This window comes from Corynebacterium sp. LaCa_205 (genome assembly GCF_057458085.1).
Map to the genome: position 1 here is coordinate 383,220 of NZ_CP190931.1, position 17,308 is coordinate 400,527.

Annotated in this window: 18 protein-coding genes and 1 pseudogene; 8 read left to right on the forward strand and 11 right to left on the reverse strand. The window is 62.2% G+C overall.

The window, feature by feature from the left end:
• Positions 1–40 precede the first annotated feature (40 nt).
• From ACP8J1_RS01960 to ACP8J1_RS01975, 4 genes are all read right to left on the reverse strand, one after another.
• Positions 41–619: a hypothetical protein gene (locus ACP8J1_RS01960; protein ID WP_023020567.1), complete on the reverse strand. Its 579-nt coding sequence runs from the start codon at positions 617–619 to the stop codon at positions 41–43.
• 434 nt (positions 620–1,053) lie between these two features.
• Complete coding sequence (locus tag ACP8J1_RS01965; RefSeq protein WP_023020569.1) at positions 1,054–1,869, reverse strand: hypothetical protein; 816 nt, start codon at positions 1,867–1,869, stop codon at positions 1,054–1,056.
• Positions 1,866–2,168 (reverse strand): AAA family ATPase, encoded by a 303-nt coding sequence (locus ACP8J1_RS01970; protein ID WP_349824235.1) that lies wholly within the window; start codon positions 2,166–2,168, stop codon positions 1,866–1,868. Before ACP8J1_RS01970 ends, ACP8J1_RS01965 begins: the two co-directional genes overlap by 4 nt.
• Positions 2,077–2,613 (reverse strand): ATP-binding cassette domain-containing protein, encoded by a 537-nt coding sequence (locus ACP8J1_RS01975; protein WP_023020571.1) that lies wholly within the window; start codon positions 2,611–2,613, stop codon positions 2,077–2,079. The genes ACP8J1_RS01970 and ACP8J1_RS01975 overlap by 92 nt, the downstream gene beginning before the upstream one ends.
• A 126-nt stretch (positions 2,614–2,739) precedes the next feature.
• Here ACP8J1_RS01975 and ACP8J1_RS01980 point away from each other — a divergent pair, with 126 nt between their 5' ends.
• Entirely contained in the window at positions 2,740–3,525 is a 786-nt protein-coding gene (locus ACP8J1_RS01980) for a formate/nitrite transporter family protein (protein ID WP_023020572.1), read from the forward strand.
• A gap of 55 nt (positions 3,526–3,580) precedes the next feature.
• On the opposite strand, the gene ACP8J1_RS01985 is transcribed toward ACP8J1_RS01980, so the two are convergent.
• Genes ACP8J1_RS01985 through ACP8J1_RS01995 form a run of 3 tightly spaced genes read right to left on the reverse strand, consistent with a single transcriptional unit; the run spans position 3,581 to position 8,928 of the window.
• Entirely contained in the window at positions 3,581–6,049 is a 2,469-nt protein-coding gene (locus ACP8J1_RS01985) for a GNAT family N-acetyltransferase (RefSeq protein ID WP_023020573.1), read from the reverse strand.
• Positions 6,049–7,398, reverse strand: a complete 1,350-nt coding sequence (locus tag ACP8J1_RS01990) for a lysine N(6)-hydroxylase/L-ornithine N(5)-oxygenase family protein (protein ID WP_023020574.1) — start codon at positions 7,396–7,398, stop codon at positions 6,049–6,051. The genes ACP8J1_RS01985 and ACP8J1_RS01990 overlap by 1 nt, the downstream gene beginning before the upstream one ends.
• Before the next feature lie 36 nt (positions 7,399–7,434).
• Positions 7,435–8,928: a pyridoxal phosphate-dependent decarboxylase family protein gene (locus ACP8J1_RS01995; protein ID WP_023020575.1), complete on the reverse strand. Its 1,494-nt coding sequence runs from the start codon at positions 8,926–8,928 to the stop codon at positions 7,435–7,437.
• Between the two features lie 404 nt (positions 8,929–9,332).
• Between ACP8J1_RS01995 and ACP8J1_RS02000 the strand changes: the two genes are divergently transcribed.
• Positions 9,333–10,316 carry a 3-hydroxyacyl-CoA dehydrogenase NAD-binding domain-containing protein gene (locus tag ACP8J1_RS02000; protein ID WP_486696930.1) on the forward strand — a complete coding sequence of 328 codons (984 nt, stop codon included), beginning with the start codon at positions 9,333–9,335 and terminating at the stop codon, positions 10,314–10,316.
• On the opposite strand, the gene ACP8J1_RS02005 is transcribed toward ACP8J1_RS02000, so the two are convergent.
• The 4 genes and pseudogenes from ACP8J1_RS02005 to ACP8J1_RS02020 form a co-directional block, all read right to left on the reverse strand.
• Positions 10,213–10,755: a hypothetical protein gene (locus ACP8J1_RS02005; RefSeq protein ID WP_023020577.1), complete on the reverse strand. Its 543-nt coding sequence runs from the start codon at positions 10,753–10,755 to the stop codon at positions 10,213–10,215. The genes ACP8J1_RS02000 and ACP8J1_RS02005 overlap by 104 nt on opposite strands.
• Positions 10,752–11,582 (reverse strand): formate dehydrogenase accessory sulfurtransferase FdhD, encoded by an 831-nt coding sequence (gene fdhD / locus ACP8J1_RS02010; protein WP_023020578.1) that lies wholly within the window; start codon positions 11,580–11,582, stop codon positions 10,752–10,754. Before fdhD ends, ACP8J1_RS02005 begins: the two co-directional genes overlap by 4 nt.
• Complete coding sequence (locus ACP8J1_RS02015) at positions 11,582–11,827, reverse strand: DUF6457 domain-containing protein (protein WP_023020579.1); 246 nt, start codon at positions 11,825–11,827, stop codon at positions 11,582–11,584. The genes fdhD and ACP8J1_RS02015 overlap by 1 nt, the downstream gene beginning before the upstream one ends.
• 77 nt (positions 11,828–11,904) lie before the next feature.
• Positions 11,905–14,193 (reverse strand): annotated as a pseudogene (locus ACP8J1_RS02020) (FdhF/YdeP family oxidoreductase).
• Between the two features lie 306 nt (positions 14,194–14,499).
• On the opposite strand from ACP8J1_RS02020, the gene rpsH reads away from it, so the two are divergent.
• From rpsH to rplO, 6 genes are read left to right on the forward strand one after another with little or no spacing between them, the layout of a single operon-like run.
• Entirely contained in the window at positions 14,500–14,883 is a 384-nt protein-coding gene (rpsH, locus tag ACP8J1_RS02025; protein ID WP_005322799.1) for a 30S ribosomal protein S8, read from the forward strand.
• A gap of 15 nt (positions 14,884–14,898) precedes the next feature.
• Positions 14,899–15,435 carry a 50S ribosomal protein L6 gene (rplF, locus tag ACP8J1_RS02030; protein ID WP_023020585.1) on the forward strand — a complete coding sequence of 179 codons (537 nt, stop codon included), beginning with the start codon at positions 14,899–14,901 and terminating at the stop codon, positions 15,433–15,435.
• A gap of 3 nt (positions 15,436–15,438) precedes the next feature.
• Positions 15,439–15,840 carry a 50S ribosomal protein L18 gene (gene rplR / locus ACP8J1_RS02035; RefSeq protein WP_005322788.1) on the forward strand — a complete coding sequence of 134 codons (402 nt, stop codon included), beginning with the start codon at positions 15,439–15,441 and terminating at the stop codon, positions 15,838–15,840.
• 40 nt (positions 15,841–15,880) lie between these two features.
• Positions 15,881–16,504, forward strand: coding sequence for a 30S ribosomal protein S5 (gene rpsE, locus ACP8J1_RS02040; RefSeq protein WP_023020586.1), 624 nt, complete (start codon positions 15,881–15,883; stop codon positions 16,502–16,504).
• A gap of 3 nt (positions 16,505–16,507) precedes the next feature.
• Positions 16,508–16,693 carry a 50S ribosomal protein L30 gene (gene rpmD / locus ACP8J1_RS02045; protein ID WP_023020587.1) on the forward strand — a complete coding sequence of 62 codons (186 nt, stop codon included), beginning with the start codon at positions 16,508–16,510 and terminating at the stop codon, positions 16,691–16,693.
• Positions 16,694–16,696: 3 nt separating this feature from the next.
• Positions 16,697–17,143: a 50S ribosomal protein L15 gene (gene rplO, locus ACP8J1_RS02050; protein ID WP_005322777.1), complete on the forward strand. Its 447-nt coding sequence runs from the start codon at positions 16,697–16,699 to the stop codon at positions 17,141–17,143.
• The last annotated feature ends 165 nt before the right edge of the window (positions 17,144–17,308 follow it).

A 17,308-nucleotide genomic window follows, 5' to 3' on the forward strand; every position in this document is an offset into this window, starting at 1 on the left:
CCCCGGCACTCCGAAAGGAGGCCGGGGGAATTTTTTGGTTTTAGTGCCGTCGGTGAAGCCACGCAGCCGCGCCTACAAGGAAGATAGTGGCGCACACGATGGCAATGATGGGAGACATACTTTGGCCGAGGGAATTGCCCAACGGCGTGGTTTCGCCCAAGCACCAGGGAAAAAGGAGCGCCAGCAACGACAGGGGGAGCGCAATTCCCGCAGATGCCTTCGAGTCCAGTGCGCTACGCAGCGTTAACGCGACGCCAACCGCAGCGAGACAGAAAAGGATCGTGGATGCTGAATGAATAGGTACTACCCCAATGAATAATCCGAATCCGAACACAGCGGTCCACGCTGCGGTAGCTGCACCCAACAAGGCAGTTTTCTCCTTGCGTAGCGAACGGGCCGTGCTCGTGGCCTCGTATTTCTCATCCCATGAACTATTCAGCAACGCCAGTATGGAGCCTGCGACGAGCAGTGGCAGCAGATTGAAAACGAATACGGGACGGTTCAGTGGCGCTCCGAAGAGCTGTGGAACGGCCAAGTTATCCAGGAACTGCGCTACCACGCCAAGGCTGAGGATTAAAAAGAACTCCGGCCAACGGCGAAGTCTCAGGTAGGGACTCATTGTGCAACCCCCAGCGGTGGTAGCTCGGAGCTGTACGTCTGCATGGTGTGAATAAAGGGAGCCAGAGCCACGGCTTGCTCTGCGGGCGAACGGTGAGAAAGCTCGTTTTCAATCCAGGCGCGCGCAGGAGTAGTTGAACTTTGTGCGCTGAGGGTAGTAAACCTGTCGTCCTCCGCTCTGAACGCATACGTGGCCCAGTCCGAAAGTACCTGGTGTGCGTTGCGAGAGGCAGAAGTTTCTTCGCAGGGGGCGCTGAGCGCGCAGCGCCGCAGCTTGAGCCTCATAAACCCGCGTGTACAGGGCCGCTGGGCTGGCCACTGTGTGGGACAACTCCGTGGCGTGATCGGAGCCGGGTTGACCGTATGTGCCGGTGAGGGGAGGAAGGCCGGCGTCGACAAGCATCTGCGTGAATTCCTGCCAGTGCGCGTCTGCGGCTACGACGAGTTCGTGATCTTCTGGCCAACTGCAGTATCGCTGTTTGTTCGCATCCCGGGTGCAGCTTGCCGACGCCTCCGTGGTGTCCCGTGCCCGCGTACCTTGGGGCCCACTGCGGCGGAGCCAACAGCGGCGATGGTGATGATGGCGAGGAGAGTCAGCGCGGTGTAACGCGGGGCAGGGTGGTGGCGTGTCAGTGCGGCAAGGACACAGGCGCTTAAGGCCGCTACCATGACGGCAGAAATTGCGACCGAAGCCACCCGTCGCTGCCGTGCTATCAGCTCGTACCCATTGCCGGGGAAGAAAAGAAAGCGTAGGGAAGCCGGCGTGGAATCCGCACACGCCGATACCACGCACAAAGCTAGCGTGAGCAGTGCTGCGAGTAACACGGCGAGAAGCCGGCGCCGGACAAAGACACCCAAACCCGCACCGAGAACCGCACACAACACAACCCACACAAGGCTGCTAATGATGACGAGGAACCATGGCGAGCTGCCCACGGGTGCGGTATAGACAAACCCTGCCAGGATCATGAAGTCGATAAGAATGCTGGCCAGTCCCCATGCCAGCGCCAGGCCGACGAGAAGTACTGCTGTGCGGGCGCGCGAGGTGGATGTGGAGCGTAGAAACGTGGCGTCCTGGCTTCCTGCGTCCCATGCAGCAATACTTTCGAGAAGTACGCCCGTAGCCGCGGCGACAACCGCGCAGATTGCGGTGGCCTCTGGCCAGGAACCGGCGACGTTACTGCCCCGCGCAGAGGCAAAACTCAGCAGTGCGGTGAAGAGTACAACAGGAATGAAGCGAACGTGTCTCACAAAGCAGCCCCTCCCCGTGCCCCGTCGGTAGCTTGTTCGGTGACGGCGCAGAATCCTTGTTCTACGGAGCCGTACCTTTCGATGAAATCTGCAACAGAAGAATCGACTGCGATGCACCTACGATGAAGAATGAGCGTGCGATCGGCGGAGTCCATATCAGCCGCGACGTGCGTAGACATGAGGACAGTGGTGCCGTTCGAGGCCATGTCACGCAGTGCGCGGATGAGTGAGGATCGTTGGTGTGGGTCGAGACCTGCGGTGGGTTCGTCGAGAAGCAGTACATCTGGCTCGTGGACAATGGCCCGCCGCGACCATGGCGCGGCGCTGCATTCCACCGGACATCGCGCGCAGGCGGGTAGTGCTGTGGTCCTCCAAGCCAATTATCCGCAAGGCATTTACCGCGTGCTGGCGTGCTGTCGCGCGGTCTAGTCCGCGCAGCCAGCCAACGTCTGCTACGAAATCCACTGCGCGTTGCGCCGGATCAAACACACTGCGTTGCGGAACCCAGCCGACACGTTGCCGCCACGAGTCGGAACGGCGGACGTCTTCACCGCCCACGAAGATGGTTCCTGTTGGCGGGCGTAGCTCACCGGCGATGAGCTGCATGAGCGTGCTTTTCCCCGCGCCATTTGCGCCGAGAAGGACGGTGAGCCCTGGGGCGAGGTCGAAGGATATATCGCGAACAACCTTAGTGCGGGCGGAGTAGCCGTAGCTGAGGTGCTGGACAGACAGGAAGGGTGTCATTCCCGCCAGTTTTTCTTAAGTGAAAAGTGATTGCAATTGGTTGCTGAAGATCAGGGATTCACCTGCGGTGCGTGCGGCGGAGTACGATACAAAGGTCTCTGAAATCTGAACCGTACGAGGTACTTGATGTCCTTGAATGATGCTGCCGCAGCAGCCGTGACGAAGAAGGTCACGCTCCTAGAGCAATCTTTCTCCCGCTTTGCTGTCCGTTCTACTTTGGCCGGCGTGTACCTGGCGATCGGTACGGCATTTGCTGCGGTGATGGGTATGGGCGTCGAGAAGCATGTGGAAGGCCTCGGTTCTCTGGTCTTTGCCTGCCTGTTCGGTTTGGGCCTTTTTGCCATCGTCATTCTGGGCGCGGACCTAGCCACCGGCAACATGATGTACATGGTCTACGGCGCCGTGAAGAAGCAGGTGGGCTGGGGAAAGGCGCTGTGGCTCCTCGCAGTCACCACGCTATTCAACCTAGTTGGCGCCGTGCTTTTCGCCGCAGCCATGGGTATGTCCGCCAAGCTCGGCGGCATCGACCCAAATCACCTTATCGTCGACCTCGCGATGGGCAAGCTCCTCAAAGGACCAGGCGGCATGTTCGTGGAGGCCATACTGGCCAACTTCGTGGTCAACATGGCGATTATCGGCGCTATCTTTGCCAAAGACATTGCCTCCAAGTTCTTCGTCATCGTGCCGATCATCGCCTGCTTCGTGGGCTTGGGCCTCGAGCACGTCATCGCCAATTTCTGCCTGATGACCCTGACCTTCTTCTGCGCCAGCCCGCTACCGGAAGGTTTTACCCTTTGGGTGGTGTTGGCCAATTGGTCCATCGTGTGGGTAGGAAACCTCATCGGTGGTGGCTTCCTAATTGGTGGCGTGTACGCCTGGCTTAACTCTGGCCCGGAAGCGTATCGCGACTAAGCTGCGGCGTAGTACGCGAGAAGGCCAACCCCGCACGAGCGGGGTTGGCCTTTACTTATCGCGCCGTCGATTCTGGAGAATGCAACGGGTTGTCCATGTCCCCGGCGTAGATGAGCGAGGACTCCTGGTCGCCCAAGTTCACCATCGATAACGGGTTGCGTAACTGCAAGCGGTTGAGGCACGAGTGCTTGAACTGCGGCGCGAGCACCGGAAGTTTCTCCAGCGTGCCGGGGAAGCGGCGTTCGTAATCCAGTACGACTTCACGGCAGGTGAGCCAAAATTCGGTCTCAGTGAGCAATCCCTCCCGGTCGAAGAGCGCGGCGAGGTGGCGCAGCACGCCGTCGAGGACGTCGGTGTGGATAGATAGCGCGCGCTGGGCACCGGTGAAGTCGCCGTGATCGACCTGCAGGCGCTCTAGTCCCGCAGGCATGTCCACGCGGGCGTCAACGACCGCGGCCTCTTCCCCCAGGTCCTTGAAAAACGCGCCGACGGGCGCGCCGTTGTCGAGCTCGAGGATGACATTCTCGCTGTGCGGCATGAACACGATTCCGTACTGGGCGAGCGCGTGGAGGACTGGGACAAGGTACACGTCGAGCAGCTGACGCAGCCATTCTTGCGGCGGTAGACTCGATTGCGCGATCCACTCGGCGGCGAGTGACTCTCCTGCCGGGTCGACGTAGAGGCAGCCCGCCAGGGTCACGGCCACGCTCGTGGCGGATAGCTGCGGCACGGGCGAGTCGCGCCACAGCGCGGAGAGCATTTTCTCTCGCCCGCTTGTTGAGTCCGCGGGCAGCGGGTGGCGGTGGTAGGTGTCGCCGCGGTAGCCTACGGCGACGATTTCTTTGAGCAGACGCACGTTGCAGGCCCGGAATTCCGGATCGACATTGAGCTGTTGGGATAACCAATCGTTGATGGCGGGCGTGGTTTCCATATACGCCGGCGAGAGCCCGCGGACGAACCCCATGTTGCGAATGCCCACGGCAGTCTTGACATAGGGCAGCGCCGGGCGCGAGTGGTTGAAGAACGTCCGCAGCGACTGCTGGGGGCGAAATAGGTCGCTGCTGGTGCCGATGTACACCAGATCCCGGGAAATGAGCTGGGCGAAAAAGATCGTGGAGATGCAGTTGTCCCACTGCCACGGGTGCAGCGGCAGCGGCACATAGTCATCCGGGTCGCAGCCCAATTCTGCGAGCGCCTGCTCATAGCGCGGCTCGAGGTCTCCGAGCTGTTCGGCGAAGAACCCGGCTAGGTCCGCGACGTCTTCTGATGCCGCCACCACGCAGTGCTCCCGCTTGGCGGCGAGCCACACGATGTGTACGTCGGCTCCCGCCTCCGGCGCGTAGGCGCGTAGCTCGGTAAGGCTCATCCCGCCGCGCCCCGAATTCGCGAGGAACCCGGGGTGCCCCTCATACATTGCTGACTCAGCGGAGACGAGATAGTCCGCCTGGGCATTCGCGCGCTCCTGGGCGCTGGCGGCGAGCTGCGGTGCGCGCAAGCTTTGCGCGGCGGGGCGAGTCGCGAGGGCGCGGGCACGGCCGGCGAGGGTCGCCTGAATTTCTTCGATGTAGGTGTGCAGGAACCCCGTTTCTATGCCCAGCTGTTCTGCGGCCCCGGCGATGAGCTCGGCCAGGTGCAGCGGGGCGGCATCGGCAGCTTCGATGCTTTCGGGGACGACTTCGAGATGCTCCAGCCCGTACTGGTGGGCCGAAAAGCTCAGCTCCCGCGGCCCCAAGTGGACCGACCATCGTTCTGAGTCCGGGTGAAAGCTCGGCGTCAGCAGTCTTTCATGGCTAAATTCGCGGATGGCCTTGGCGATGAGCTGGCGCTCAGCGGTCTCGGCCGCGCACAGCGCATTCGCCACCGGCGACAGCGAGGCGCGCGCGGCAGCCGCTGAGGAATAGAAGTCTGAGGCAGTACAACGCTGCACCCGTGCCGTCTTCGTGTGCCCGCCTTGAAGCAGGCGGACCTCGTTAAGTCCCGGCACATCAAGGAAGCCGGCCTCGGCGTTCTTGCGGTGAATTGCGCCATTGGCTACGTCGGGCTCCACGAGGAGTTCGCGGAAACCCCGGCAGTCGATGAGCCAGCGGATGACCGCGGCGAAAAGGCTGCTGGTTAGCCCAGAAACGTGGGCACCGGCCGGCGGGGCGACGAGGAAGTGCAGTCCGCGTATTGGCTCTTCCAGCGTCAACTCCCTGACACCAGCAGCCTCCGAGCTAGCAGCCCCGGCCAACACCGAGTCCAGAACCACGCGGCGCGGGTCGTAGTCCTCGACGATGCCCATCGGTCTGCGCGGGGCGGCAGGGTACGGGCGCAGCTCGAGGATCCAGGCTTCTTCGTGCGGGGAGGCGCGGAGCCGGTCGTATTCGACGGCGACGTCGTTGACGCTGGCCTGTTGCATGCCCCAGAACGCGCAGTGAGGATCGGTGAGCCACCCGTGAACGAGCTCGGTGTCGCCGGGGGTGAGCGGGCGAAGGCGCACCGTGCCGTGGGGAGTGAAGATTTCGTCACGTTCGGTATTGAGCATTACTGACCCCCGAAGGTCTGGAAGGCGACGGAACGCTCGATGGGATAGTACTCGCGGCCGGTGATGGCCTTGAGAATAATGGAGTTCCTCCACGGTCCCATCCCGAGATCCGGCGCGATGAGCGAATGAAGGTGTTCCTCGGCGTTTTGGACGAAGAGCGACTGGGCGGCGTCGATGGCGAACTCGGGATCGATGGCCAGGCGCCCGGCCGTGTCGAACTGGACTTCTTCGCGTGCGGTCTCCAGGAAGCTGGGGAAGAGCGGGGCCTTGTAGCCGGTGGCGAGCACCAGCGCGTTTGTCGCGTGCGTGCGGGTTTCGCCGGTCTCGCCGTGGGTCAACGTCAGCTGGAACGGGGCGGACGCGTCTGCGTCGCATAGCGCCGCGCTCCAGCCGGCTAGGAGCGTCGAGGCGAATGGGCGCGGCAGGCCCTTCGTGATGGACAACCGGTAGTAGGTGTCGTAGATGTGATTGACGAGCTGGCCGGAGATTCCCTTGTAAAGATTGCGCTGCTCGCGGTTGAGCCGGTCGCGCGTCGCGGCGTCCAGGCTGCGGAAGAACTGCGCGTACTCGGGGCTAGTCATCTCGAGGGTGAGCTTGGTGTATTCCATGGGGAAGAAGCGCCCCGAGCGGGTGACCCAGTCCAGCCGCGTGCCTTGGTACGCGGCAGGTTCCATGAGATTGGCGTAAATCTCGGCCGCGGACTGCCCCGACCCGATGATGGTGACGGACTCCTGGGCGAGCAACTCCTCCTTGTGCTCAAGATAGTCCGCCGAGTGTACGGCGAGCCCGGCTTCCGGCGCAGCCCGCAGCTCGGCGGGAATAAACGGTATGGTGCCCACTCCGACCACGACGTTGCGGCTGAGCACCGTGCAGGTGTCCCGTGGCCCGTTGACGGTGACCTCCCACAGATCGTCGACGCGGCGCACCGACGTCACCGTGGAGTTCCACTCGAGCGTGCTCAGCTGCTGGGAGACCCAGGTGCAGTAATCGGAGTATTCCTCGCGCAGCGGGTTGAAATCCTCCTTGATGTAGAACTGGTGGATGCGCCCTTGCTGCTTGCAGTAGTTGAGGAAACTGTACGGGCTCGTGGGGTCGGCGAGGGTGACCAGATCGGCCATGAACGGAACCTGGATCGTCGTCCCAGGAATCATCATCCCGGGGTGCCAGCAAAATTCCGCGCGCGAATCGAAGAACGCCGCGCGCAGCGCGCCGCCGTCAACCAGCGGCTGGCTCAGCGCCGCCAGGCCCAGGTTGAACGGCCCGATCCCGATGCCCACCAGGTCATAGGGCTTAATGCTAGATTCGGCATCAGCGGCGGCGGTAGTGCGGGCGGTGGTGGAAGAAGACATTACAAACTCCTGTTTTAAGTTTCTGTGGGTCGTGGTCTAGCGCGCGGGTTGTATCGCGAGAGCGCTGGGGCTCGGTTGAGCGTTGGCTTGGTCGACGGCGTCCATCTCGCGCTCGATGAGCCCGAGGATCGCGTCGATATCTGTGCCACGCAGCTGCGGATCGAGAATGGTGAACTTCCAGCACGGCGCGCCCTCGAAGGTGGTGGTCGCGACAATCACGTCGCCCCGCTCGAGCAAGCGCTGGCGGACGATGTGGACGAGGCTGGCGGGGGCATCGGCAGGCGTAAACAGCACTGTGGAAAGCTCCGGTGTGGCGCGCAGTGCAAAGCGTGGATGGGCGTCGACGCGCCGGGCGGCATCGCGGGCCGCGGCGCAGCAGGCGTCGAAGGCCTCCCCGAGGGCGTCGGCGCCGTGGGTGCGCAGCGTCATCCAGAGCTTGAGCGCGTCGAAGCGACGCGTGGTTTGGAGCGAGAAGTCTGCGAGATTGTGGTCGGTGGCGTCTTCGGGGTTGAGGTAGTCCGCGTGCCACGACACGAGGGCGCAGTCGGCGGGATCGCGCAAAAGAATCGCGCTGCAGGCCACCGGCTGGAAGTAGCCCTTGTGGAAGTCGACGGTGACGCTATCGGCCGCGTCCATGCCGCGCAAACGGTGCCGTTGCGTGGGTGAGAGCAGCAGGATGCCCCCGTACGCGGCGTCGACATGCAAGTGCACCCCTGCGTGGCGGCAGACCTTGGCGATGCTCTCTAGCGGATCGATGGTGCCGCGGTCGGTTGCCCCAGCGGTGGCCACGACGGCCATCGGCGTGTAGCCGTCCGCCACGTCGGCCGCGATGCGCCGGGCGAGATCAGCCGCGTCGAGTCGGTGTTCGGCATCCGATTCGATAGTGATGACGGCGGTGTCCGCGAGCCCAAGGAGGTGGGCGGCGCGCAACACGGAGTAGTGGGCGTGGCTGCTGGTGTAGAGGCGCAACTGGGAAAGTCCCTGCACGCCTTGGGCGCCCAGCGCCTTTTCGCGCGCAATGTAGAGCGCCTGCAGATTGGATTGCGTACCACCGGAGGTAAAGACCCCGCGGGTGCGGGAATGCGGGTCTTCCGGCCAGCGCAGCTTGCGCGCGAAGAACTCGAGGAGGTGGCCTTCGATTGCGGCGGCGCTCGAGGCCTGATCCCAGCTTTCGACCGCGGTGTTAACTGTGGTGGCGAGCAGATCCGCGCCCACGGCGGTGGCGGTGATCGGACAGTTGAGGTGGGCGATGTAGCGCGGGTGGTGGTACCACACGGCGTGGTCGAGCCAGAGTTCGCAAAGCTCAGCCAACGCGGCGTCGAATGTACCAATTGGGTGCTCGAGGTCAACGCGTGTGACGGCCGCTGCTGTCTCATGGGCGTTGCGACCGGAGCGTGGCGCGTCGCCCTCGGCGAGATACTGCGTGAGGGTGTGCTGGCTGTGGTGGATGATTGTGTTTAATGCAGTCGGATCGGCTCTTACGAAGGAATCGACGAAAGGGGCCGGTCTCTCGTGACGAATTTTGTGCATGTTAGGATACCCTAACATAGAGTAGGCTACGGTAAAAGTGTTTAATGGAAAGTGGTGCTGCGCGCGGGCACGCTGCGGTGATCCGTGGTCACGGCGGGATGTATTTGCTGCACCGGCTCGGGGAAGGGTGCGAAAGCACTGGTCTGATGCGCAGTGCGCGGGGGCGACGGCTGAGGTCTCGGGCATAGCAGGAGCGGCACAGGGGCGAGTAGAAGGAATGGGCGTGCGGTGCATTTCTATGGGTTGGTTGCGGGCGCAGGACGTGGCGAGGGTGGGATGTGGAAAAGCGTCTTTCACTTCGGACAAGGCCGAGGCGGGTTAAATCAATTCTTGTAGACCTTTTGTGTGGCGGTGGCCATACAACAAACCGTGTGGCCGCGAGCCAGAAGGCCCAGGCTAAAAACATGAAGACAGCATTGCTTGTAGGTGGCGGCCTGATCGGTTTCTCGTTTGCCCAGCGCTTCGTCGGCGCGGGGTGGCAGGTGCGCATGACAGACGTGCGCGCAGAACTCGCGGACGCGGTGGCGCAGGAGTTCGGGGACAAGGTTCGGTTCTCGACAAACCTGGAGGATCTCACGGACAGCGTCGATTTCGTCCAGGAAGCAGGGCTGGAGTCGCTGGAGTTCAAGCACAAGATCTTCGCACGGCTGGCGGGACTTACCGATGCCGCCATCCTCGCCAGCTCGACCTCAGCCATCCTTCCTTCCAAGAGCGCGGCAGACAATCCCGCAGCCGAGCGGATCGTCATCGGTCACCCGTTCACCCCGCCGGCACTCATGCCGGTTCTCGAAGTCGTGCCGGAACCGGAGACCGCGCCGGAGACGGTCGAACGCGCGCTGGAGGTCTACCGAGAGCTCGGCTTCGAGCCCAGCGCGATGAAGAAGGAAATCCCCGGATTCGTGGGCAACCGCATTCAAAAGGTCGACATGTGGGAGGCGATTTCACTCGTGCAACAGGGGGTCATTGACGCGAAGGACCTCGACACGATTTTGCGCAACTCGCTGGGGCTGCGCTACGCGGCCACAGGCCCGTTCGAGTCCAACCGTTTGGGCGGCGGCCCCGAGGGCATCAAGTCGACTATCGAACATATCGCGGGAGCCTGGGAGACCGAGCCTGTCGCCGGAGTGCCCGACATGTCGCATCTCGACGAGGTGTACGCGCAAGTCGATGTCCCTACGGCAACTACGCCGAGACCTTCGAGTCCGGCACCCGCCGCCGCAATGCGCTGCTGCGCGGCTTCCTCGACGTGCGCGCTGCACACTAGCGCTTACTCGGCGCGCGGAGTTATTCGGGGCGCAGGATGCGCTGGGCGACCTCGACATCAGGGTTCGCCGCGCGCAGGGCGTCGAGGATGTCATCTGCCGCCAGGCGCAGATCGTCGTCCGTGAGCGGATCCAAGGCCTCGAGGATATAGAGCACGCTGGTGGTCTCCGGCGTGGGCTGGACTCGGTGCTCGGGCCGGAAGCGCCGCGCGGCACTACCCGCGGCATCGCGCACCGTAGCGGTGCCTACCTCGATGCGCACTAGGCCCGCGAAGCCATCGAGGGCGAACGCCGTGACAGGCAGCTCGAAACGGCGGGCGACGGCGTTGCCGAGGGCAACTACGGGGGCATCGGAAGGCTGGGCGCCCAGATCAAAAAGTGCGGGATCGAGCCCGGCGTTCTGCCACGCCGTGCGCCACGCGGCGACATGGGGCTGGAATGCTGACGGGGCGGCGGGGGTTTCGGCAACCGGGGAAGTGACGTTGCGTGCGGCGATGAGCAGCGCGCGGTAGTCGGGGCGCGGGGTGTCCAGCTCGACGTTGACAAGGAAATCGATAAGGCTCATTTCAGGTCTCCCGAGTAAAGGTTGAAGCGGTCGCCGCGTGCGAAACCGACGAGTGCCATGCCGGTTTTGCGGGCAGTGTCGACGGCGAGCGAGGAGGCTGCCGATACCGCCACGAGCTGGCAGAAGCCCGCCATCGCAGCCTTCTGCACGAGCTCGAAGCTGGCGCGCGAGCTCATCACGAGGATGAGATCGCTGGCCGGAAGCAAGCCCTCCATGAGCAGGTGGCCGATGACCTTGTCCGCGGCGTTGTGGCGGCCGACGTCTTCTCGGATGACGATGGGCTCGCCACCCAGCGTGAAGGCGCCAGCGGCGTGGATGCCGCCGGTCTTGCGGAACTGCTTCTGGCCCTCGCGCAGCCTATCCGGCAGCTGGGCGATAACGAGCGGGTCGACCGGCACGTGGGGGATGGGGTAACGGGTCTTCTTGGCTAGCTCCTCGATGGACGAGGTACCGCACACGCCGCACGCGGAGTTGGTGAGTGTTAGGCGCAGCTCTTTGAGCGAGATGACGTTGTCGTCGCGCATCTCAATGTCGAGGAGGTTGTAGGTGTTGACACCGTCGCGGGTGGTGCCCTCGCAGTACTTGGCGGACTCGATGTCGCGGGCGGCCTGGATGTGGCCCTCGGAATGGAGGAATCCATGGGCGAGCTCAACGTCGTGGCCCGGGGTGCGCATGGTCGTGGTGAGAGTCTGGCCATCGACGCGGATTTCGAGCGGCTCCTCGCCAGCGACGGTATCGGCGCGGGTATCGACCTGGGTGACCTGCGTGCGCTCCTCGTTGAGGCGGACCTTGGTGACCGCGAACTTGGAGGTGGTGCGGCCCGCCACTACTGCACGGCTTCCTTGAGCTTGGCGATGTTGGCGCGGGCTTCCTCGACGTCTTTGCTGGCCAGACCGACCACGAAGGCGGTGAGCGGGGCGGCCGGGCGGGAGCGATTGTGCGCGACGTCCTTGGTGAGATCGAGCAGCTCGCGCACCAGCGCCGTGGCGTCGTGCGGATCGAGATCCAGCGTCGTTGCGACCTCTTCAAGCCACTCGTGCGCGGTCTGGATGGGGTCTTTGTCTTCAGTCATGAACTCAACTGTAGTCGCGGCCCTGCCTACAACCGCGAAAGTCCCGCTCGCGACGGGACTAACGGGGGTGCGGCGACTTAGAAGTCGTTCGCGTTCTTGCCGGTCGGTTCCAGACGGACAATGAGGGACTTGGAAACGGGAGTCTCGGAGTCCTTAGTCATCTCTTCCACAGGCACGAGGATGTTGAGCTCAGGGAAGTAGCCGCCCACGTAATCCTTGGCGATGTCGTACTCGACCAGGCGGAAGTTCGGCGCGACGCGGCGGCCCGAGGCGTACTCGGAGACAACGTCGACGATGTCGCCGTCCTTGAGCCCGCGCTCGGCCAGGTCCTTCTTGCGGATGAAGATGACACGGCGTCCACCGCGCACACCGCGGTAGCGGTCAACCAGGCCATAGGAGATGGTGTTGTACTGGTCGTGGCTGCGCACCGTGGTCAGCAGCAGCTGGTCGCCCAGCTCGATGGTGTCGGTGGCATTGATGGTCAGCTGGGCCTTGCCGTCCGAGGTGTTGAAGATGCGTTCGCGGGTCGCGTGCGGGAGCATGAAGCCGCTGGGGCGTTTGAGGTGCTCGTTGTAGTTCTCAAAACCAGGGATGACGTTCGCGATGTGATCACGGATGACATCGTAGTTGTCCATCATCGGGCGCTAGAAGGCGTCGCCGAATGCACGCTCGCCGATGCCGCAGATGATCTGCATTTGGGAGTGGAGATTCAGGTCGCGGTTTCCGCGGCGCTTCGGGAAGGACGCGGAAACCTTGGAGTCCGATGCCTCGACAGAGACCTTCTGCGGGCCCGAGGCCTGAATGTCGACATCGGTGCGGGAGCGCACCGGCAGGATAAGCGACTTCTCACCCAGCCACGCACACGTGCGGTTGAGCTTGGTGAGCATGTGGGCCGACTGCTAGGTGGCAGAAATGCCGTCTTCAAGCGCCGTCGTGTCCGACATCGCGCGGATGTAGTTTCCGCCCAGTGACAGGAAGAAATCGACGTTCTTTTCGCGCAGCTGGATACCCGCGCCAGTGGAAGAAACGCCGTGCTCGCGCGGAACGTCGAAGCCAAATTTTTCTTCCATGTTGGCCAGGAACCACTCCGGCATCTTCTACGAGATGCCCATCGTGCGGTCACCCTGGACATTGGAGTGGCCACTGAACGGGCCGGAGCCCGCGCCGGGCTTGCCGTAGTTGCCGGTGAGCAGCAGGAAGTTCATCATTTCCTGGATGGTGGCCACCGCGTTGCGGTGCTGGGACACGCCCAGCGTCCACGCGAGAACAACCGTCTCGGACTTCTCCACGTAGTCGACGATGTTCTTGACCTCGGCCTGGGAGACTCCGGATCCGCGGGAAAGGGCGGCATCGTCAAGCGAATTAAGGTGCGCGATGGTCTCGTCGACGTTGGAACAGAACTCCTCCAAGAACTTGCGGTCGAGCAAGTCGCGGCGAATGACCTCGCGGTTGATCTGCTGGAACAGCGCGCGGTCGCCGTCGAGGCGAACCTGGACGTACTCGTCGCTAATCTTGTCGGCCACGCCGAGGGCGCCCTTGACGGACTGCGGCTCCTTGAACTTCATTAAACCAGTCTCCGGCATGGGATTGATAATGATGAACCTGCCGCCGTTTTCCTTCTGCTTCTTAAAGGCGGTCAGCGAGCGCGGGTGGTTGATACCCGGGTTCTGGCCCACGGAGATGATGTGTTCCGTGTTGTATATGTCTTGCATGACGATGGAGCCCTTGCCCACGCCCACGGTCTTGGCGAGCGCGACACCCGTGGAGTCGTGACAGAGGTTCGCGCAGTCCGGCAGGTTATTGGAGCCGTGGCGGCGGCCCAGCACACCGAAGATGAAGGCGGACTCGTTGACGGCCGTGCCGGAGGTATAGAAGATGGCGCGGTTTGGGTCCGTGGCCTTGAGCTGCTCCGCGATGAGGTCGTAGGCCTCGTCCCAGGAGACGGGGTGGTACTTCTCGTCGCCGAGCGAGCGGTCGCAGAGCATGGGCTCGGTGAGACGGCCGAGCTGGTTGAGCTCCTAGTCCGGCATCTCGCGCACCTGCCGGACGGTGGTGTTGGCGAAGAACTCGCGGGACACGCGCTTGGACGTGGTCTCCTGGGCGATGGCCTTGGCGCCGTTCTCACAGAACTCGACGAAGTTGATGTCGCCCTGCCCCGGCTCCGGCCAGGCGCAGCCGGGGCAGTCAACGCCTCCATGCTGGTTCATTTTCAGCAGCGGCACGAGGCCGTGGTTCGGGATTGCCTTCTCCATCGCGTGGTATACGCCGCCCACGCCTGCAGGCGCGGTGACGCGGTGGCCGATGCGTGGGTTGTCGAAGCGGTTAGCGACGGGATTGGCACGAGAAACTGTAACGTTTGGGGTCATGCCGGCAAGCTTGCCGATAAGCAGGGAGAATTTTGGAAAAGGCCAGGTCGACGTGTAATGTAAATGCTCGGACTCGTGCCCGCACGCTGTTTATGCAGCTCACATGGGGATGAGTACCCGCAATTCAAGAATTTCATTTCAACTTTGTTGTAGGCCCCTCGCCGTAGATAGCGGACCGTTGTCTGAATTAAAGGGTGGCGAGCGCCTCACGGTACTGACCGTGGGGAGCGTGAGTAGCCCGAAATCACACGGAGAACGCTTTGGTGAGCACGGGAACCGCAACGAGAAAGGTACACGGTCACTCATATGACTATGACTGATCCTATTGCCGACATGCTGTCGCGCGTGCGCAACGCAAGTAATGCGCACCATGACACCGTGTCGATGCCTACCTCCAAGCTGAAGGCAAATATTGCCGACATCTTGAAGCAGGAAGGCTACATCGCTGACTACACCGTCGAGGGCCACACCCTGTCCCTCGAGCTGAAGTACAACAACCGCGAGCGCTCCCTGTCTGGCCTGCGTCGCGTGTCTAAGCCGGGTCTGCGTGTGTACGCAAAGTCCACCGAACTGCCACAGGTCTTGGGCGGCCTGGGCGTGGCTATTATTTCCACGTCCCACGGCGTGCTGACTGACCGTCAGGCTGAGGAGAAGGGCGTAGGCGGAGAAGTTCTCGCCTACGTCTGGTAAAGGGAGGTTTGACACATGTCTCGAGTCGGTCTAGCACCAATCGCCGTACCAAACGGCGTCGAAATCAAGATCAACGGCCAAGACGTTGAGGTGAAGGGCCCAAAGGGCACCCAGAGCGTTAACGTTCCAGAGCCAATCGCCATCAACCTGGAAGACGGCGTACTGTCCGTCTCCCGCCCTGATGACCACCGCAAGCACCGTGCTCTGCACGGTCTGTCCCGCTCCCTGCTGAACAACGCCGTTATCGGCGTGACCGAGGGCTACACCATCAAGATGGAAATCTTCGGTGTCGGCTACCGTGTCCAGCAGAAGGGCAAGGACCTGGAATTCAGCCTGGGCTACTCCCACCCGATCCTCATCGAGGCTCCGGAGGGAATTACCTTCGCAGTGGACGGCGCAACCAAGCTGTCCATTACCGGTATTGACAAGCAACTAGTCGGACAGATCGCCGCTAATATCCGTCGTCTGCGTAAGGACGATCCTTATAAGGGCAAGGGTATTCGCTACGAAGGCGAGCAGATCCGTCGCAAGGTCGGAAAGACGGGTAAGTAAGCAATGGCAAACACTGAAAACACCAAGCGCACTCCAGTCGGCAAGGACATCTCCTCCCGTCGTCGCGAAGCACGCGCACGCCGTCACTTCCGTATCCGTAAGACCCTGCGCGGCACCCCTGAGGCACCGCGCCTGGTTCTTCACCGCTCCTCACGTCACATGCACGTCCAGGTCATCGATGACCTGGCAGGCCACACCCTGGTCTCCGCATCCTCCATGGAGGCGGACGTTCGTGCACTCGAGGGCGATAAGAAGGCCAAGGCTGCCAAGGTAGGCGAGCTGGTTGCCGAGCGCGCAAAGGCCGCTGGCATCGAGCACGTCGTATTTGACCGCGCAGGCTACAAGTACCACGGCCGCGTCGCTGCGCTGGCTGACGCCGCACGTGAAGGTGGTCTGAAGTTCTAATGATCATCGTCAACGGAAACATCAACGGAAGGAACGCCTAATGTCGGACCGTGAACAGCGTGACGGCGGACGCTCCGCCGAGAACAACAAGAACAACCGCGGTGGCAACGGCCGCCGCAACGATCGTCGTAACCACCAGGACAACGAGCGCGATAAGTACATCGAGCGCGTTGTGACCATCAACCGCGTCTCCAAGACCGTTAAGGGTGGCCGCAACATGTCCTTCACCGCTCTCGTCGTCGTTGGTGACGGCCAGGGTCAGGTTGGCGTTGGCTACGGCAAGGCCAAGGAAGTCCCGGCCGCAATCCAGAAGGGTGCTGAAGAGGCTCGCAAGAACTTCTTCCGCGTTCCGATGATTGCCGGCACCATCACCCACCCGGTTGAGGGTCGCGACGCAGCTGGCATCGTTATGATGAAGCCTGCCGCACCTGGTACCGGTGTTATCGCCGGTGGTGCTGCTCGTCCAGTGCTTGAATGCGCTGGCGTGCAGGACATCCTGTCGAAGTCCCTGGGCTCCGACAATGCACTCAACGTCGTCCGCGCTACCGTGGACGGCCTCAAGCAGCTGGTCCGCCCTGAAGAGGTTGCCGCACGTCGTGGCAAGTCCATCGAAGAGGTCACCCCGGCCCGTATGCTGCGCAAGCGCGCAGGTCAGGAGGCATAAGCAATGGCTCTGAAGATTACACAGGTAAAGGGCCTGGTGGGCACCAAGCCGAACCATCGCAAGAACATTGAGGCTCTTGGCCTCAAGCGCATCGGTCAGTCCGTAGTTAAGCAGGACACCCCGATCGTTCGCGGTATGGTTCACAAGGTTCGCCACCTGGTCACCGTCGAAGAAGTGGCAGGGGAGTAAACCATGGCTGATATCATCAAGCTGCACGACCTGCGCCCAACCGCAGGAGCAAACAAGCCTAAGACCCGCGTCGGCCGCGGTGAGGCATCCAAGGGTAAGACCGCTGGTCGCGGTACCAAGGGTACCGGTGCTCGTAAGCAGGTTTCCGCTGCTTTCGAGGGTGGCCAGATGCCGATCCACATGCGTCTGCCTAAGTTGAAGGGCTTCAAGAACCCGAACCATGTTGAGTACCAGGTAGTTAACGTTGCTGACTTGGCTGAGAAGTTCGCAGATGGCGGCGACATCACCGTTGCTGATATCGCAGCTGCTGGCCTGGTCCGCGCTAATAAGCCGGTCAAGGTTCTGGGCAACGGCGACATCAACGTTAAGTTGAACGTCACCGCTGACAAGTTCTCCAAGTCTGCTGTTGAGAAGATCGAGGCTGCTGGCGGATCTGCCAACACCAAGTAATCTCTTTCAAGTAGATTTTCGTCCCCCTCTCCGCACCAGCGGAGCAGGGGGATGATTTCGTTTGGTAAGCGCCCTGGTGCCGGTATAGAGCGCAGTACCTTGGTTATGGACACAATTGGTGCTGGAAATAGCTGACAGGAAACCTTTATTAATAAATAAGGTTGC